Origin of the sequence: Haloarchaeobius litoreus (assembly GCF_024495425.1) — an archaeon.
Lineage (GTDB): Archaea > Halobacteriota > Halobacteria > Halobacteriales > Natrialbaceae > Haloarchaeobius > Haloarchaeobius litoreus.
Window position 1 is genome coordinate 473,040 of sequence record NZ_JANHJR010000001.1, and the last position, 18,292, is coordinate 491,331.

The 18,292-nt window shown below is 55.2% G+C and carries 15 protein-coding genes; 3 read left to right on the plus strand and 12 right to left on the minus strand.

Going from position 1 to position 18,292, the window contains the following annotated elements:
• Positions 1–26: 26 nt before the first annotated feature.
• Positions 27–752 carry a GNAT family N-acetyltransferase gene (locus tag NOW55_RS02375; protein WP_256398456.1) on the minus strand — a complete coding sequence of 242 codons (726 nt, stop codon included), beginning with the start codon at positions 750–752 and terminating at the stop codon, positions 27–29.
• A gap of 94 nt (positions 753–846) precedes the next feature.
• Here NOW55_RS02375 and NOW55_RS02380 point away from each other — a divergent pair, with 94 nt between their 5' ends.
• On the plus strand, positions 847–3,450 hold the full coding sequence (locus tag NOW55_RS02380) for an AAA family ATPase (RefSeq protein WP_256398457.1): 2,604 nt from the start codon (positions 847–849) through the stop codon (positions 3,448–3,450).
• A 1,456-nt stretch (positions 3,451–4,906) separates the two neighbouring features.
• A complete protein-coding gene (locus tag NOW55_RS02385; protein WP_256398458.1) occupies positions 4,907–6,049 on the plus strand; it encodes a hypothetical protein in 1,143 nt (380 codons plus the stop codon).
• Between the two features lie 410 nt (positions 6,050–6,459).
• Here NOW55_RS02385 and NOW55_RS02390 read toward each other — a convergent pair whose 3' ends face one another.
• The 10 genes from NOW55_RS02390 to udk all read right to left on the minus strand — a co-directional run bounded on the left by NOW55_RS02390 (position 6,460) and on the right by udk (position 16,105).
• Entirely contained in the window at positions 6,460–8,973 is a 2,514-nt protein-coding gene (locus tag NOW55_RS02390) for a phage/plasmid primase, P4 family (protein ID WP_256398459.1), read from the minus strand.
• Positions 8,974–9,532: 559 nt separating this feature from the next.
• On the minus strand, positions 9,533–9,682 hold the full coding sequence (locus NOW55_RS20920; protein WP_438266569.1) for a DUF7557 family protein: 150 nt from the start codon (positions 9,680–9,682) through the stop codon (positions 9,533–9,535).
• 88 nt (positions 9,683–9,770) lie between these two features.
• Positions 9,771–10,928, minus strand: coding sequence for a hypothetical protein (locus NOW55_RS02395; RefSeq protein ID WP_256398460.1), 1,158 nt, complete (start codon positions 10,926–10,928; stop codon positions 9,771–9,773).
• 85 nt (positions 10,929–11,013) lie between these two features.
• Positions 11,014–11,403, minus strand: a complete 390-nt coding sequence (locus NOW55_RS02400; protein ID WP_256398461.1) for a hypothetical protein — start codon at positions 11,401–11,403, stop codon at positions 11,014–11,016.
• Between the two features lie 469 nt (positions 11,404–11,872).
• A complete protein-coding gene (locus NOW55_RS02405) occupies positions 11,873–12,004 on the minus strand; it encodes a hypothetical protein (RefSeq protein WP_256398462.1) in 132 nt (43 codons plus the stop codon).
• Between the two features lie 103 nt (positions 12,005–12,107).
• Positions 12,108–12,842, minus strand: coding sequence for a hypothetical protein (locus NOW55_RS02410; RefSeq protein WP_256398463.1), 735 nt, complete (start codon positions 12,840–12,842; stop codon positions 12,108–12,110).
• Between the two features lie 292 nt (positions 12,843–13,134).
• Positions 13,135–14,574: a tyrosine-type recombinase/integrase gene (locus tag NOW55_RS02415; RefSeq protein WP_256398464.1), complete on the minus strand. Its 1,440-nt coding sequence runs from the start codon at positions 14,572–14,574 to the stop codon at positions 13,135–13,137.
• A 169-nt stretch (positions 14,575–14,743) separates the two neighbouring features.
• A complete protein-coding gene (locus tag NOW55_RS02420) occupies positions 14,744–15,001 on the minus strand; it encodes a DUF7957 family protein (protein ID WP_497007272.1) in 258 nt (85 codons plus the stop codon).
• 51 nt (positions 15,002–15,052) lie between these two features.
• Complete coding sequence (locus NOW55_RS02425; RefSeq protein WP_256398466.1) at positions 15,053–15,337, minus strand: hypothetical protein; 285 nt, start codon at positions 15,335–15,337, stop codon at positions 15,053–15,055.
• Positions 15,338–15,385: 48 nt separating this feature from the next.
• A complete protein-coding gene (udk, locus tag NOW55_RS02430; RefSeq protein WP_256398468.1) occupies positions 15,386–16,105 on the minus strand; it encodes a uridine kinase in 720 nt (239 codons plus the stop codon).
• A 294-nt stretch (positions 16,106–16,399) separates the two neighbouring features.
• Between udk and NOW55_RS02435 the strand changes: the two genes are divergently transcribed.
• Complete coding sequence (locus NOW55_RS02435; RefSeq protein WP_256398469.1) at positions 16,400–16,999, plus strand: DUF6663 family protein; 600 nt, start codon at positions 16,400–16,402, stop codon at positions 16,997–16,999.
• A 13-nt stretch (positions 17,000–17,012) separates the two neighbouring features.
• Here the strand turns inward: NOW55_RS02435 and NOW55_RS02440 are convergent, their stop codons facing one another.
• On the minus strand, positions 17,013–18,245 hold the full coding sequence (locus NOW55_RS02440) for an outer membrane protein assembly factor BamB family protein (RefSeq protein ID WP_256398470.1): 1,233 nt from the start codon (positions 18,243–18,245) through the stop codon (positions 17,013–17,015).
• Positions 18,246–18,292 lie beyond the last annotated feature (47 nt).

Sequence of the window (18,292 nt, forward strand, 5' to 3'; positions counted from 1 at the left end):
TGTATTCTTTGTCTCGCTCTTGATTTTCAGGCATGCATCATCACATCGCGGCCGAATATCTGATCATTCTGATCTGCTAAACTCCTGAAAAAGTCCCATCCGTCATCAAGAGGCTGGTTGATATGGAGTTTTCCATTAGATGGAAGAATATTACCGGAAATATACTCGAGTAACTTGCTCGCGATTCCTTGTCTTCTCATTCCTTCGTCGACCCAAATCTGTATCAAAACGTTATCCTTGTTTAACACTACAAATCCACAGTAGACGCCATCCTTGCTGGCGATCCACATACGATGTTCTTCTGGTTTATAACTCCAGAAGCCAATATTATCCACCTTTGTTTGAAGTGAAAATATCCGCCCAATCATTTCCAACCGCTCATTATCAACGGAAACAACCTGTATACCGTTGAGGCTATTTTGAAGAAAATCGATTGGCTGGTAACTTTTCGACTGAAAATCAATCTCCAGTATATTGTCGCAGTCAGAACAGATATAGCCTGGAATATTCCATTGTGAATTTATTATATTTTCACGGATATATGGAACCTCATCGCTACAGTTGGTGCATACTGCAGCCTCTACCGAAGTGGTTGTTTGGCACCGATCAAGATCAAGATATTCATCACACTCTCTACAGTTATTGCCGATTATCTCGCTATACTGACTACCACATGCGGGACATTCAAACACAGTCAGTCTCTTGCTTTGCTTTCCAGAGCGGCCCCGAAATAACTGTGATTGGATCGGCATATCACCATCTGTGTTGATTAGCTTAATGAAGCCATGTCCTCGATCCAGACTACTCGACCACAACTTTTTGCCGTATTAATGAGACACACAGATAGTGACTGAAAAACACGATTCCATAATCACCCTACCTGGTGGAGTCGAAAACTATGCTGAGACGCTTCATCAAGCACTCTCTTTCGTCGAAACTGAATCACCTAATCGCGAAGAATTCGCCAATTGGATCCTCGAGACATTCCCTCAAATGTCGAGTCAGGGATCTGCCGAGGACAAAGGTCGCCTTCTTGGTCGTATGGGTGCTGCCGAAATCCATGACGACGATCGATTTCACCTTACTGAGTTAGGCAACCAACTGCTGAACAACCCTCCGCAAGAAAATGTAGACCTTTACTTTGAGACTCTGACTAACCACTATATCGGCTTCGAGACTCTGCTACAGGCGCTGAAACAACAGCCGGCTTCGATTGAGAAACTACGAGACGTCCTCAATGTGATCCACGACAAAGACTGGGAGTCGATATACCAAGCCGAATATCGGGTTAACTGGCTGCGGAGTCTCGGGATTGTCGAGAAAGACCAAGACAAAGTACGGCTCACATCACGTGGTCAGGAGATTTCTGAAGAGTATCCTCCATTGGAAATCGACATCAGCGACCTATCCAAGTCCTCGATTAGAGCACCTACTGACGGCCCTGATCCGCAGTCGAATATTGATATCAAGGAATTCGATGACGACGTCACCTATTACTGGGTGAACCAGAGCAACGCCGCCGAGCGTGAGGGTAACTACCTCCGATCAAGCGATACGTACTACACTCGCGATTTAACGAAGCTGAACCCGGGTGACGTACTTATACACTACTGGGATGGGGGAGTTCGAGCCTATTCAGTCGTGCAAAATGAGGCATATGAAGTCTCAGGAGAGGAACTCGACGGGGCAGACGATGATGTGACATACTGGCGCGTCGATATCGATCTCCATCCCCTCGATCCTATTCGTGACATCGAAACCATCGCCCCGGTCCTCCGACGAGATGATATCAAACAAGATCGAGAGAAATACGCGATCAATGCGACCGGAGTCCAATCATGGTATCTCTGCAATCTCACACCTGCTGCGGCCGAATACCTCCTTAGTACCTATCCTGATGAACCGGGGAAGACAGAACCAGACAAAGACCGCTATTTCTGGGTGACAGCTAACCCTGAGATCTGGGCGCCTGAGAACATCGCCGACTCCGATGGGGAGGGAGGTCGTGTTTTCTTTGAGGCCTACAATTCACGGGGGAACAAGCGACGGATTTACGACGCGTTTGAACGCGCTAGCCCGGGTGATGAAGTCGTCTTCTACGAGTCGGCTCCAACCCAAGAAATCGTGGCCCTTGGAACAGTAGAACAGGAACTTCACGAAGAGGACGGTACAACCGGCATAACAATCAGATATGACCGGCCAGTTGATGGGATCAGTTGGAATGATCTGACTGCAGTCGGCGATCTCGAAGATTCCGCGCCGATTCGCCAGAACGCTCGTGGCAGCATCTTCGAACTCGATCAGAGTGAGTACGAGACAATCTTGGCCCTCGAGCCCGAGCCCCCAGACCGGGAAGATATCGAGCGGCTTCGCGATCGGCTTTCTCTGCCGAGCATATCGATTTCAATTCCAGACGGCTTGTATTTCGATGATGAAACACGGCTAACGAGGGAGATTGAAGCAGCACTCAACGCTGGTAAGCACATTATTTTCACCGGACCCCCAGGTACTGGCAAGACCAAACTCGCCACTCATGTCGCCAAACTCGCAACCGGGTATGATGCCGTGGATGACTATCGATTTACGACTGCGACCGCCGACTGGACGGCCTTCGACACGATTGGGGGATATGTTCCCAACCGAGACAAACACGGACAGGAATTGCTGTTTGAACCCCGTCTCTTCCTCCAGTGTTTCCGAGATGCGACTGGAGTGAAAAACGAGTGGCTCGTCATTGACGAACTGAACCGAGCGGACATAGACAAAGCGATGGGACAGTTGTTCTCTGTGCTTTCCGGTGATTCAACCGAACTCCCGTACGAACGCGATGATGCAATAGAAGTCGAATCACTGGCTGCTGACACAGACGACGATGTCCTCGAGGCAATCGTCTCTTCCCCGGATACGTTCCCAGTGACGCCTGCCTGGCGACTTCTTGCGACGATGAATACCTATGACAAAGCGTCTCTCTACGAGCTGTCCTATGCGTTCATGCGTCGATTCGCATTCATTCACGTCGGCGTCCCTAACCTCGAGGATACAGATAGTGAACTTCGGACTCAGTTACTCGCCCCGCCGGACGATGATGACGAGAACTACGCGTCAGCCTGGGTCGAGCAGTCGCCTGCTTTGGAAAGCCCGCTATCGGAATGGAGTGAGGAACTTACGGAGATATGGTATCGAGTGAATGAAGAACGAGCAATCGGACCCGCAATAGTCCATGATATGGTCCGCTACATCGCTAATTACGACGGCCGGGCGCAGCCTGAGGAAGCCCTTACAAGTGCGATTGTGACCCATGTCTATCCGCAATTAGAAGGGCTCAGGCAAGAGAAACAGCGGAAGATTATCGAGGGTATCTGTAGCAGTGACGTCCCCGTCGACGCCGATCGTCTCTGGTACCAAGCCGCTGACTTCCTCGGCTTACCCGATACGCGAGATAATGAGTAGTGGTCTCTCACGAGAACAGCTTGAGGACGCAATTCTTGAGGAGCTACTCACGTATCTTCAATCGGGAAATCTTAACACGGACGTCGTTACGAATGCAATCGCTCCTTCGCAGGTCGGCATAAGTGAGTGGGAAAGATTACAGCGACTTCACTTCTGTCTTGCTCCACCGGTTGTCGAATATTGTGAATCGGTTTGGGACGATTTGCGTGGGGTGAAAACCGTTACCGAGCGAGAACGGAACAAAATCCGTGGAGCAATTCAGGGACAGGTTGACTGGGGCCAGACAATCCAAACACGAGCTGAGACCGGATTCAGTGACCGATCGACCTTCGTCTGTTCTGCCCCAGTATCGGAATACGATATCCCCGAAAATCGTGTCTTGAAGCGATTACTCTGGGAAGTCGAGCGGACTGTTGCCGCTCTTAGAGATATCGACCAATCATGGCGGCATGAACGGTGGGACGATACTGCTCTTGACCGTTTCCAGCGACGCTATCGGCGAAATGTTCATCTCAGCCGGATGCCTGCCGGAGAAGACTGTACGGTAACTGGTCGTGACCTCACGGCTGCTCGGCAAGCTCGAACTGAGATGTACCGAACAGCCTCTCGTTGGCTATCCGTGCTACAAAAGATGAGACACGAGGAGTATTCCGATCCAGACGTGCAGGCTGTTCTTTCTAATTCCCTGGTGTTACCGACTACAGATGCTCGGCTACTGGAGCTGTATACTACATTCAAATTGGTGAAGACGCTCCAGGCGGTTTTTCCTGGTCTCACGCTGCAACCGATCGAAAGTGGCGATAAGCCTGTTGCCCGATTAGCGGATGGCGAGACGTCGGTATGGATAGATGTGTACCACGATCAGACCGGCGATCTTTCATTTCATGAACCGTTGCCTGAGGGAATTGAATCACTATTACCGTCTGACCCCTCCTACTTTCGTGACCACGTAGCATCTCAAACTGCGTATAAGCGCGTAGCTGACCGAATGAGTGATTCGAGTCCTCGGTTAGCTCTTTACAGCGGGCGCCCCGATATTGTGGTCGAAATCCGCACGTCCCGTGACAATCAACCGACTGCCGTTCTCTTGGGAGAAGTCAAGCACACAGCCCGACAAGAGACGTTCCGTGAAGGTCTCAAAGAGCTAATCGGGTACTGGCATCACGGCCGGACCACACAGAACCGCCTGGCATCTCCCGAAGGACCGGTCACTCTGGGCTTTGTCGCGACGAATGGTGTGGAATCACGGCAGGCTGCTGGCCCTTGTTTCCATGTTGACGTCGAAGATAGCTTTCAGCAGGTGATCGACCCCTTACTCCAGGGGGGGGATCCTCCCACGCTCGGGAGCGTCATCTTAGCATGGCGCGACCGATTGCTACCTCCTGCAAACTTTTGTGTGTGAGAGCGATTTTACGGAGACCGAAAGGGTGGGGACGGCACCTAATGCACCAGTATAATGACAGACGGTCGTGAAACTGAAAATCAGGCAATGTCGGATGCGTTAGAGTTCTACCACAACTTGATCGAAAAACGAGAAAGCGCTCGAGAGATGTTCGAATTCGACTGGTGCCTCACGATACGGAAAGCGGGAAAGATGTACCGAGATGGAGAATCAACTCGGAATATTGCAGAGGAACTCGATATTGACCGCGACAAGGCGGAAGAGGCGATGACCGTCTCCCATCTCATCTACCGTGACCCACCGGATGACGTCTCAAGTCGGGGGCTGTTGGCCGGCTACCGGTTTTTTGTAGACAATTACGATGTCGAGGATCTCGCAGCTGATAGCGAACGTGCAGCTGAGAAATACAAAGAGGATATCCAAGAGTTCGTGGGATCGGTATATCAAAAGCATGACGTCGAGCAAACAGATCCTGGACCACCATCCGACGAATATAAGGGAAAAAGTCCATCGCAGGTCGCGTGGAAAACAATTCTTCAAAGCGATGTTCCATCAGCTCTTGACGAGATCGTTGAAGCCACGAGGGTTTCACCCGTCGAGCTTGATATCGATTTCGCGCCTTTGATCAGAGCTCTGGAGAAATACGAGGATGAAGTCAATCAGGCACTCCAACAGAGCATCCAAAACTTCGATCCACCGGATAGCTATGATCCTGATCAAACAGTTGTCGACCAGTTCGCCAAACAGACAGGAAAACGGTCACTACGGAAGTTCATTCAGGAGTTGGAAGAACTCAACGATGAACCAATTCAAGGATTCTTAGAGCGGTTACATCGGGGACTCGGTGCCTACGAATCTGGAGACTACCTGCTGGCCTGTTTTGTCTTTATCAGTGTCCAAGATGGGTTGATGACGACGCTCTGTATCAGACGTGATGAGATGAAACGCGGTAAGGACGGGTATTTCACTCCTCAGCAGCGAAAAACCGCTCTCGAAAACAGCTACGAGGAGCTTGACCGAGAATTCCGAGATCTGGAAACCGACGAGGTGATCCCTCACTTAGATGATTTCCTTGATCACAGGGACCATATCATGCACGGGCATCTCGATTCGTTTTTTGATGAGAATATCGCCACTATTGCCCTGCTGTTCCTTGTCTTTACCCTGTTCACTGTTTTGGAGTGGAGCAACGAATAACGGATTCTGAGTTCTACCTCTTCGGTTATTTCGTTGAAGATATACGGCTTCTCATTTTTGAAATGCTCTATCCCCTCCCCGTTGATTTTATCACCTCTAATATAACAGAATTAAAGCCACCTCACTACGAACAACACCTACAAAATTTTGCGTCAGGTACAGTCGATTATTCGATAATGGTGGCAACTTCTCGAGATAATATGTAGTCGATGTAGTCGGGTAGTTTTCGAACCTTCTGCTCTATGTTCACCTAGTGTCTCGTATTTCTAAACCAGCCGCTCAATGCGACTTTCGCAAAGTACCCGACTACATCGACTACATACCTCGAAATAGAACCGCGGGCTGTGTTTTACCCGGGAAATCCTGTAGTCGGGGTCTACAGGTGTAGTCGGGTGAAAATGTTGTAGGATCTACCCTAGCTGTTGCTGGCCGCGCCTGCGTTCCGGCGTGTCGTCGACGTCTGGGGCGTCCTCGGTGAACCCGAGCGCCTTGTATCCTCGCGTCGGCGCGCCGGTCCCGCCGGGGCGGACGCGCGTCGCGTAATCGAGGTCCTCGTTCTTCAGTTCGGCCGTGAGCTTCTGCTGACTCGCCGGACGCTCGCCATTCTCCCGACACCACGCCGCGTAGACCCGATGGACGTCACCGGTCGACACGTTCTCAGCGTCGGGATCTCGCTCGATACATTCGGAAATAAACTTGTCGACGGAGTCGCCCCAGGCCTGCCAGCGCTCGCGCTTTGCCTGTGCGTATTGTTCCTCGCCGGTGAAGTGACTCTGGTCCAGCAACCGAGACCACCCATCGATGGCCCAGTTGAGCACGCCGGACAGTGCGTCTGGGTCGGTGAGCCGCTCCCGTAGGTCGGGTTCGCGTTGGCTCGGGGGATAGTGGTTCGGGAACTCCACGAGAAGCCAACGGCGCCAGAAAGCCTCGTCGTCGTCAGGGACGTTGACGTCCGGCACTTCGTTCGCCGCATACAGATGCTTACCTGTGGCGTCGAATTCGAACCCGTCCTCGTAGAGCCGACGGGCACGGACACGGTCGCCACCGACCAGTTTCTTGAACATCCCGAGCCCCTGACCGAGCTTGCGCGCAGAGAGGTCGTCGTCGATGTTCGCGAGAGCACCGTAGAAGTCAGCCACGGCATCCTTCTCGTTGGCGAGGGTCTGGAGTTCGATAGATGACGTGTTCTCACGCCCAAGTAGCGACCGGACCACGTGGAGAAACGTTCCTTTACCATTCGCACCGGAGCCTACGAGTAGCAGCGCGCGGTGAAGCGGCATGGCGCCGACGTGGAGACAGTAACCGACGTACTCTTGGAGCGCGTCAGCGCGCCCGTCCTCGGACCACTCGTTGACATAGTCGGCCCACTCGTCATAATCCGCGCTCGGATCGTACTCCACGGGCACCCGCGTGAGCGCGTAGTCATTGGGCTCCAGTTCCCGGAGCGCGTTCTCGCTGGCGTCATCCGCAACGGCGTCAAGATTCACGAGTCCGTTCTCAACGGCGATGGTCCCCGGCGCCAGGCCGAACTCGTCGGTTTCGACTTCCACGCGAGGGTCACTCCGCGCCTGTGCTTTCAGTTCGGTGAGCACGTTCTGGCCGTAGTTCATGCTCCCAAGCGCGCGCCGGGCAGCGTGGCGAAGTGCCCGCTCGCCTTCCGGCTTCCACACGCCATCATCGTAAGCCCATAGTGAGCCGTTGTCCCGGCGAACGCGGATGTGGAACTTGTCGGTGTGTTCCAACAGTTCCCACACGCAGGCCGCCTTCTCTCGATCGGTGAGGTCCGATACGTCTTCGTCTTCACCGAGCCCAGCCCACGCCGACACTTCCGCCGGCGTGAGCGTGACGTTCATCCCGTTGGTCTCGCTCCTGTTACTATTGATGTCTTCGCCGGGGTCGTCCGGCCGACTTTCGTTCTCGTTGCTGTGATCATCGGGATCATAGAACTCGGTCCGACCCGAGAGTGTCTTGTCGATAGTACGCTTGCGGTAATCGTCGCGGTCCCACTTCTCCCGGTAGAGATCTGACCGCCGAAACAGCCGATCGATTCGCTGCCGGTCGCCCCCGGTCCAGAATGCGAGGAGCCCAGAAAGTGCGAGGTCGGCCTCGCTGTGGCTTGGGTAGTCAGAGATGTACCCTCTCCACAGTCGCGTAAACTTATCGCCGTTCTCGGCGTTCTTGGCCTTTTTGAGCAACTCGTTGTCGGAGAGCTTGTTCGCGGCGTTGGAGGATCCCATATCCCTGATATCAACGACGGGGTTCACGCCCGGTGAATCGGCTTGCAGACCTCCGTTACCGGCGGGTTTTGGTTCTTCCGTACCTGGCTCATCGTCGACGATATACTCCGCGTGGACGGCCGCGATGTAGTCCCTCACCTGCCGGACATCCGCGGGCGTTTTGTCGAGCGCGTGGCCAGTTACGGTGAGATACCGACTCGTTTCATACATCTCCAGGTGACCCTCGGCACCATCAACATCATTTCGGGTCCCGCCGTCGGGTAAGTCGCCTAGTCCGAACAGCCGGAGGCCAGTTCCGGACGGGGACACCTCGGCGTAGGTCGGGACGGTGTCGAGTACATCCTCGGCCCATGGTTCGAGTGAGCCTGTGTCTGGGTCTCGGCAGTCATCGAGATCGAGCCCGACCACGTCCTCTCCGTCTTGGACAACGAATCCAACGCCGTCTGTATTGGTCTTAGTCCGGTCATGATAGGCGACGGCGTCTGAGAATGACGTCCACGTATCCGGGTCGGTGGACTTGGCGAATTCGCCGGTGTTCGGATCGACCGGTACTTTCGTCCACTCGTCACGACCTGTGTCAAACTGGTAGCGCCAGACGACCCATTGGCACCGATCAGCGAGTGTATCGGGGACAGGTCCCGGATTGAACGGAAGAGGGTCCGGGCGTGGCGGCCGTTCGTCAGTCATATGTTTCACCCCCGGTCCCGGACCTGTTCGTCGCGGTTGAAACAGACAAAGTCGGCGGTCTGATCGGTCGACTGTACAAGCGTTGACCGATCGCAGTAGAGATAACAGTAATTCCCTCGGACACCATAATCACTCACAACGACCTCCATTCAGCGGCGTCCTTTCCAGGAATCATGTTGTCAGTAGCGTAATCACGCATGAGCTATCTCTTCGGCTGCGTGCATGGCCGCGTAAACGTCGCGCCAACTGTAGTGGTCGTGGCTAAACCCAACCGTTCTTTCACAGACTGCCAGTCCACCATCCATCCCAATCACTCCCTGCTGTCTTCGATAACCGCCAACAGTTCCTCTGCGACCCATGAAGCGGGGAGATCAGATTTAGCTACAGTTTCAATTGCCTCCCGGCTTTCCCGCAACGACTGCTCGCTGGAATCCGAAAGGGGCTGAAATTTATTTTCTTGGGTAGCTTTGTTAGACATGTTTCACCTGTAAAATGGTGGAACGGTGACGGACCACCGGATCAATCCCTACCAAAGTCTCGATCCGGCGGTCCGGTTTCTTCAGGCGTTCACCTCCACAGATTCAGGTTCATACTGATTCACCATCTTTTGAAGCAGGTCATCATAATGTTCACCCGCCCTCTTACAGGCCTTCACTCTCTTGCGGGTGTCTTTCGACACCGGAATGGTCGTTTCCGATTTGGACGACATGGTAGGCAGGATGCTGGGAATTATCTTAAATAATCATCACGCTGGTTTTCAGGGGGTAGTGTAAGCAGAGAGAACAGATACAGTATTCTTATAGACCGAAGCGTAACCTAACTAATTCATTCTTCACAATTTGGTAGAAGCTTACCCCCTCGAACACAGACTTTATGTCGCTTTCATCGATTACGATTATAGCCGCTCCGTCACGCTGGAATTTATCTGCGATTACCCTTTGAGCATCCTCGCGGGAGTCTTCGCCAGAGATTCCATTCCTTGCGAATAAGACACCAAGATCTACACGAGATCGATCCAACTTTCCAATGAAATCGCGTACCTCTTTGGCACCAACAGAGCCGTCCCAATTTTCACATTCGAATAGCACGAAATCGCCATAGTTGTAAAATATACTAGAAGGGTCGGTGGACACGTTACTGGCGACCACATCAAGTTCTGAAGTGGTAGTTCGCATCTTCTGTTCTATAGTCTCTAGTCCGGTTAACCCACCAATCATCAGCAGTGCGAAATCTTCCAGGGCGTTACCCTTTTCATATGCCCCTTCTGCATCCAAGACGGGTTTATATGACGTAGCAAGTTCCCGTAAATCCATTTTGAAATATTTTCCATTGATCGTGTCATTGGCATAGAAGACGGAGGATAGATCGTCCACAACAGGCAGCTGATCCGGTGGAGATAGTATTTCTTTCAGTCTCTCGAAGCTACTTTCGGTTAGATCAGCATAGTTTAGAGTGAAGAGTCCGGGTTTCCCTTCCCCCTTGTATGCAGGATACGGTCTGCCATCGAAGTTATCTGACGCAATCATAAGGTATCGGTCGGTAAGTGAAACGGTGTATTCTGCTTCAGTCGCGTGGTGATATTCATCAAGCTCCTCAGCGACAAGTTGGATTTGGTCCCCCCGATGTCCGGGAAATACGTGCGTAATCTCGGGGTCAAAAAGGCCGAGATCGATTACAATCCAGGGCTTTGCACTCGGTCTCGATGCAACCACTAAATCGAAATTGTATGATTCATGGGTGTGTTCGTAGGACACTGACTGGAATATGTGGTCCTCATCATATCCTATATCTTCTAGAAACCACTGAACAGCAATACGAAAGTCTTGACGCGAGGGCCGTAATTCGCGGTCTTGGATTGAATTGAATAATTCAAGAAATTGTTTCCCTTCTGCCTGTTGAAGATCTTCCGCAAATCTTTCGAGTTTGGCTTCCCTTTCGGATGTTCTTTCGGTCATTAGAAGCAGAATTTGTAGTGATGTGTGAAAGGATTTTCCTGGGTTCAATTCACATCAGAAACAGGAACAAACAACTGATATCGAGTCAGTCCATATTGGCTTTTCCATCCTTGACGAGTGCATCTAGGTTATCATGGCCGGAAGCAGCACCTGAATTGTGCTGTGCTGAATTCCCTTCATAGTGCAGTCCCAGCCGGATTTCACGCCGATACCCCTGAAGCGCCTGCACCATCTTATCAGCAAACACATCCACCGGCTGGCCTTCATCGGTGTAGATGGTGGTTTCCTGATCCCCATCGATCAGCTTCCGCATCAGATCCGTTTCCATCACATCCAGAATCGCTATCTTCAGGGCCTGTCTGTCGTTCATGCACTTCTCCCGGTATTCCAGAAACGTCCCTTTCACCGCTTCCCGCTGCTGATCATTCATCACTTCCAGTAGCCGTTCAGCCGTCATGTGCAGCCCATGTTTCATCGCATTAGCGTTCCCATCCGGGGGGGCTGCATCCGGGTTTCCGGAATTCCCTTCAGCGTTCGAATTTCCTGGTGGGCCAGATTTACCTGGCTTCCCGCCTGGATTCCCCTTTGGCGCACCGTGGCCGTCCGGAACGTTCCCATCTGGCCCGTGCAGGTAGCAGTGATCATCCGGATCAGAGACCGGGTTCTGGCACGGTCCCCCTGTGGTCGTATCCTGCCATCCGCATATGGCTGAATTCGTTTCCGTGGTGACCATCTGTTCCTTAGTTCGTGTTTCGTTTCCAGACACTTCTAAACCACCGCTGAAACCGGATGAAGTCACATCTTTAGGATCGACACCGGGACGAGTTCAGTCGTTACCCCACGGGCTGCCCTTCATCCAAAGCCGTGGGGTAACTGCTGCTGGCCAAGGTTCTTCATCGGGCCAGAGAACCTCAGATATGGCTGAATCCGGTCGGATTCCGGAGCTATTCCTTCACGATTTCTTCCAGTTCTTCGATCCGATTTTCCAGTTCTTCGATCTTCGATTGCATGGCTTCGATGTTGTCTTGCCCTGCTACTGCTTCCCCGCCCATGTGTACGAAACCATCATCGGACATGGTTAGATAGAACTGCCGGAGGCTGGCACTTTAATCTAAGCTACGGAATTCGGCTGATACAGATCACTTTCTATCGTTGGGTTAGATCAAGTAGCCTCGATGATTATTGAATGACCGGTAGCACGAGGTTTAGCACGCTCCATAGAATGGCGAGGTAAAGCGTGAGCAGCAGTGAAAACACCTGAAATCCGTTTCTAACATTACGCCAGATCCCTTCTGTAGTGATCCCATCCTTCTTCGGGGGATGGTATTCGATATCAAGATTATCGGGCAGCGCATCTAGCACACCATCTGCGTGTGCACCACCCACGACAGCCAACACGGTATCATGAGCATCCGTCGCTTCCTCGATCTTCTGCGCCATTATTCGATCACGGTTCCGGTCCGTAATATTGAAGCGTGAATTGTATATGCGGATGAACAGCACGGGAAGAGCAAAACTGAAGAACAGTATTCCAGCCCCCAACAGGTATCCCAGCAGCAGCCCGGCAATTATGCTACCAGGAAGCAGCAAGAAGTACAGCACCGCTGAAAACAGGCGCACCAACCTCGGGGCGTTCCGAAGCACTTCTGCATCGCTTTCGCGGGTAAAATAGACGGTCGCATTCTGGTATTCAGCGAAACGAACCAGGATTTCCTTCGAGATGTACAGTGGACTTAGCACGTAGAACATGCCCGCTACCGCCTGCTGAAACCAGCCCTCTGTGGCCCGATACTCTGCATCCCCCTCGTTCCCTTCCAGCACCAGCGCATCGATTCCTTCCTGCATGAGATCCAGTTCTTCGAGGTGATCTGCCTGGCTCGAATGAAATTCACCCTTCAGCACGACATTCGACATATAGATTTGACTTAGTTGGAGATTGATAATAGGTGTTGTAGATACATCAGATCCGGTACTTCCAATCCTAATCGACAATAGTACACCCTTCGCATCTTCATCCGATACATGTACAAGTTCGATGAATTCTTTCGATATACGTCTGAGCTTCTGTGAACTGATATACATTAGTTCGACAAAGATCCGCGAGACGCTACACAGTTCACTCTGAACAGCAGCGAATGTTGGCCAGGTAGCTCACTGGCTATCCTAATACGAACCCATCATTCGATTGACTTTGTGTATGAACGGCTCAATCTGTCACACGTTCCAACAAAGCTTGTTTTATTTCAGGGTCATCAAGCAGACTATCTAACTCTTGAATCTTATCCTGTATGTCGTCGTCTTCTGGATCTGATTCTGCATAAGACTGTTTCAGGTCATCATCTAGTGTCGTTTCAAGCGATTCAGCCGCGTCTTGGTCAATAGCGAACCCGCACCGCATACAGAAAGCCGCATGAGGTTCGTTCAGTTCGTCACACCGAGGGCACTGAACGATATCCGGTTCTTGCTCATCTTCGTCCGGTTCGTACAGACCGTGCATCTGATCGTAGGCGTTGTCGATATCGCGGCCGCTCAGATGAACGTACTTCGCTGGGACGTCAGACCCTTGCACCCACCCGAACCACTCACAGAGTTGTGCTTCAGTCATTTCAGTGGCAAGGTATGAGGCTCGGGAATGGCGGTAGTGGTGCGGATTCGAGGGCTTGTCGATTCCAGCCCGATCCATCGTTGCCGCAAGGATCTTCTCTCGAAGATAGCGGTAGCCAAGTTTCATATCCGACGTGAGAGTTGCGTCAGAATCGAATTGCTGAAGCCACTTTTCGGCTGTTGTGACGTTGACGCTCACTATATCCGCAAGCTCTTCGGCCGAGTAATCTACTAAGTCGGTGCCCGTCTCAATTCCGGCGTCGTTCAGTTTGTCCGCTCGGGACGGACCGATCCCATGCACTTCACGTATGTCGTCAACATCGTGCGGTTTCAGGTGCTCGGCCGGACCACCTTGCTGGATCTTGCACCACAAGGGGGCGTCTTTCTCGGGGTTCGGGTGCTTGTTCAGCCAATTGTTCAGGTGCGGGACAGACTCGACAAGCGGGAGCCGGCGGGCACCCGTCTTCCCGTTGATTACGACTTTCTTGCCGTGCTGCCGGTCTTCAATATCTCCTACGGTTAGATCAATCAGCTCACCGATCCGGGCACCCGTCTCATATAGCAACCAAATAAATGCTTTATCACGGGGATTCTTCGCGGCGTCGGCTTGTGCCTCAATATCTTCTTTGGTGAGCAAGTCCTTCGGAAGTGTATCACCGTTGCCGTTACCGTTGCTCAATTTGATCCATTTCACTTCTGGCGGGGTTTCATTCCGTTCGACGTCCTTCAACCACCCCCAAAACGCCTTGATTACCGACTTGTAGGTATCAATCGTTTCGTCGGTGTAATCCTGTTCGTGCACCCATGTCACCAATCCTTTCACGTCCCGCTTGTCCATCTCATCAAAGGGCTTCTCGGCTTGCTCAGCGATCTTCTTGAGTCGTTGCGTGTTCCGCAATAGCGTTGCTTCACTCAGCCCGTCAAGTACCCGGTCTTGTTTGTAGTTGAGAATCAGATCTTTGTTCCGGTCGAGAATGTCGTCGGAAGCTTCGACGTTTTCGCTCTCCCTCTCAAGTTGGCGGGCAAAGTCGGCTATCGGCATACTTCTACTACAGGTTATAGGTCAAAGAAGGTTTTGAACCCTTGTTCTGTAAGCCCTCCACCGGCTCTTTCTGCTTCGAACTACGTGTTCAGAACCGTCTGAACCGCTTCTCCGGAATAGCACCCGTTCTCGGGTCGAGACGGTACTCGTCACCGCGCCAGTTGAGTGCCTACAGGGCACCGTCCCTCTCGACGAGGTTCATGAACGGTGCGTCTCGCTCGGATGTCGGGACGACTGGTTCGATCTCCCACAGTCTGTCTCCCGACGTGTCCACTCCGATGACGTTCTCGTTGTCCATCTCGTCGGTTGAGACCGCGAGGCAGACGACAATGGCATCGTCCGTGAAGATCGCTTCTCGGATATCCTTTCGAAACGTGATTTCACCGTCTTCGAATTTCAAAACGTTCTCTTCGATTTCGTGTGACAGCTGCCCCTGTTCCGGTTAGTGAATCCCTGAAACAACCAGCTAGAACGGCCGTTACGTGTTCGTAACGTGCCGGAACGCGTTGACGACGAGGACGATGGCGGCGGTGAGGATGCTCAGCATTATGAGGGCGAGGATGACGCCGAACAGGACGTTGCTGAAGCGACCCTGGATCTGGACGAAGAGGTCGTTCGCGAGGTCGAGTGCGACGAGTGCGATGACGAAGAACAGCTGGATGAGTGCGAAAGGCTTGAGCCAGGCGTTCTGCTTGAGGAACCCACCTTCGACGCGTTCCGGGCTTCGAAGCTCGCCATCGGCGTCGGTGTTGTTGGCGCTCATGTGAACGCATCTCGAACGGAGAGTGATAAAAATTGCCTGTTGTGCCGCTCAGTTCGGGGAGGGCGAGTCGGCCTCGGGGTCGGAGGGTTCGACGGTGGTCCGGTCGGACTCCTCGAAGCGGTCCCACGAGCGGGTGTCGGCGGGGTCGTCGTCGTCGCCGGTCTCGGCTTCGACCTTCTCGGCGAGCAGGTCGACGGCCATGCGGTTGGCGCCCTCGGGGATGATGACGTCGGCGTTCTTCTTCGTGGGGTCGACGAACTGCTCGTGCATCGGCTTCACCGTGGAGAGGTACTGGTCGATGACGCCGGCGAGCTCGCGGCCTCGTTCGAGCACGTCGCGGCGGATGCGCCGGAGGATGCGCACGTCGGCGTCGGTCTCGACGAACACGCGGAGGTCGCACATGTCGAGGATGGCGTCGTCGTACAGCGCGAAGATGCCCTCGACGACGATGACGTCGGAGGGCTCGACGGTGACGGTCTCCTCGGTGCGGTTGTGGATCTCGAAGTCGTACTGGGGCATCTCGATGGGCTGGCCCATCAGCAGCGTGTCGAGCTGGTCGACGAGCAGGTCCCACTCGAACGCGTCCGGGTGGTCGTAGTTGACCTGTTCACGCTCCTCCAGTGGCATGTGCGAGAGGTCCTCGTAGTAGTTGTCGAGGGGGATGCGCGTCACGGCCTCGCCCACCGTGTCCGCGACCTCGCGGGCGACGGTCGTCTTCCCCGCCCCCGTCCCGCCCGCGATGCCGATTACGAACGTCGGGATAGTCATCGTGGGTACAAGGTCGTGGGACGGGTTTGAATCTACGGATTCTGTGTCTGAATCGTGGAGCGATGGGGACTGCACGACTACGGGCGGTTGATACCAGCCGGAAAGGCCCGACCCACTCCTTTCAGTCCCGCCCGACAGCGACAGCGCCACAGTCTCGCCAGCCGCGCGCCACCCGGCTGGTCAGAAGACGGTGTTCGAGAGAGTTTACGAAGGATGTAAACTTCGGGGGTGGAGCGAAGGTGCATCGTGGCTCGTTCCGGGCCCGTTAACTGCCGTCGGTGCCTCCGGGCGACCATGCGAACCACGAGCGGGCGGTTCCGCGCACTGTCGAGTCCCCGGAGCGAGGAGGAGTGGGTGTTCGTCTCGCTGCCGGCACCCGACGAGGACCCGGACGCCCACGAGTACGAGCCGGCGTTCGTCGCCGATTCGGAGGTGCTCGCGGCCGTGGAGCCGGGCGCGCTGGTGTCGGCGACGCTGGACTGGGAGGCGTCACCGCCGACGGTCTCGGAGCTGGCCGTCGAGCGCGAGACCCGGTATCGCTTCGTGCCGGAGACGACGAACCTCTTCGAGGCGGCACAGGACGCCTGGGCGGAGGCCGTGACCGGCGGTGCCGGGATGAACTCCACCGTGCTCCGGAACACCGACGGCGAGGAGACGGGCGTCTGCTACGTGTTCGGCGACCGTGGCGGCGACCTCTTCGACGAGTTCCGGCGCGGCACCCGCCCCATCGAGCCGCTGGTGCTGCGGGTGAACCGCTCGCGGGACGATGCGGAGATGGCGCGCTCGGTGTTCGTGCTGGACCCCGTCGGCGACCCGTTCGTCGCCGTCGCGGTGGCGTTCGACCGGGAGGGGCTGCTCGCACGGACGATGCGCGACACGTATCTGGACGACTGACCGAAACGGTGTCTCAGTTCTCGGCGGAGAGCCGCTGGACCCGCCCGTCGGCGTACATGACGTAGATCTCCTCGCTGCCGTCGCCGTCGGTGTCGGCGAGCACCGGGTGCGCGAGGATGGCGACGGCGCGCGAGTGCGTTGCGAGCAGTTCGCCGCTGGCGGGGTCGTACACCGCGACGGTGCCGTCGTTGGCCGCGACGACCAGCTCGGCGTCCCCGTCGCCGTCGACGTCACCGGCGACCGGTGGGGGCATCATGTTGATGGGCTGGTCCGTCACCATCGTCTCCCAGCGAACCGAGCCGTCCGTGCCGTCGATGGCGACGAGCGAGCCGTCGGCGGCGGTCGCGAACACCGTCGGCCGCCCCTCGACCGACAGCACCGCGTTGACCGCCGAGAGCGAGCTGGCGTCGTGGCCCCACTCGCGCTCGCCGGTGCGGCCGTCGTAGGCGACCGTCGCGCCGGACGTGGTCGCGACGACGTACTCCAGTGCGGGATCGTCGTCGAGGTTCGCACTGGTCATCCAGGTTGCGACGGAGCCGGCACCGCTCGACCGGTTCCACAGCACCGAGCCCTCGGGTCCGAAGGCCGTGACGTAGCCGTGTCGGTCGGCGACGACGACCTCGGTCGCTCCGTCGGCGTCCACGTCGTCGACGATGGGCGTCGCCCAGACGTACGCCTCGCGGTCGGCCCGCCACTCGATGCTCCCGTCCGGCGCGAACACCCTGACCGAGCCGAGCACGTCCACGGCGACGGTCTCGTCCTGCCCGTCCTCGTCGATGTCGGCCACCGTGGGTCGGGTGTAGCCGTAGTCGGTCAGCGGGAGGCGGTCCTCGATTCGGCCCTCGACGGCACCGGCGACGAGCACCTCGTCCTCGGTCGTCGGGGCGAGCACCTCACGGTCGCCGTCGCCGTCGGTGTCCGCGACGGCGGGGTCGGCGACGGCGTGGATGGTGCAGTTCCGCCGGGGCACGTCGTAGCGCCAGCGCTCGCTCCCGTCGGTCGCGTCGAGGGCGACCAGCGCGCACTGGTCGGCGTCCTGGGTCGACGAGACCGGCGCGAACACCAGCGGCTCGCCGTCGACGACCGCGACCGCGGGCTCGTGGTGGTTGCCGGCCGTCCCCGGGTCGGGCTCGCTGGTCCACTCCAGTTCGAGCGCCCCCGTCGACTCACCGGCGAGTCCGACGTACACCACGCCGAGGAGGCCGACGACGAGCACGGCGACGGCGAGCAGTGTCCGCGTTCGCATTGCCGGTTCTCGGGACCGCCCGGACAAAACGCTGCTCTTCGACCGCC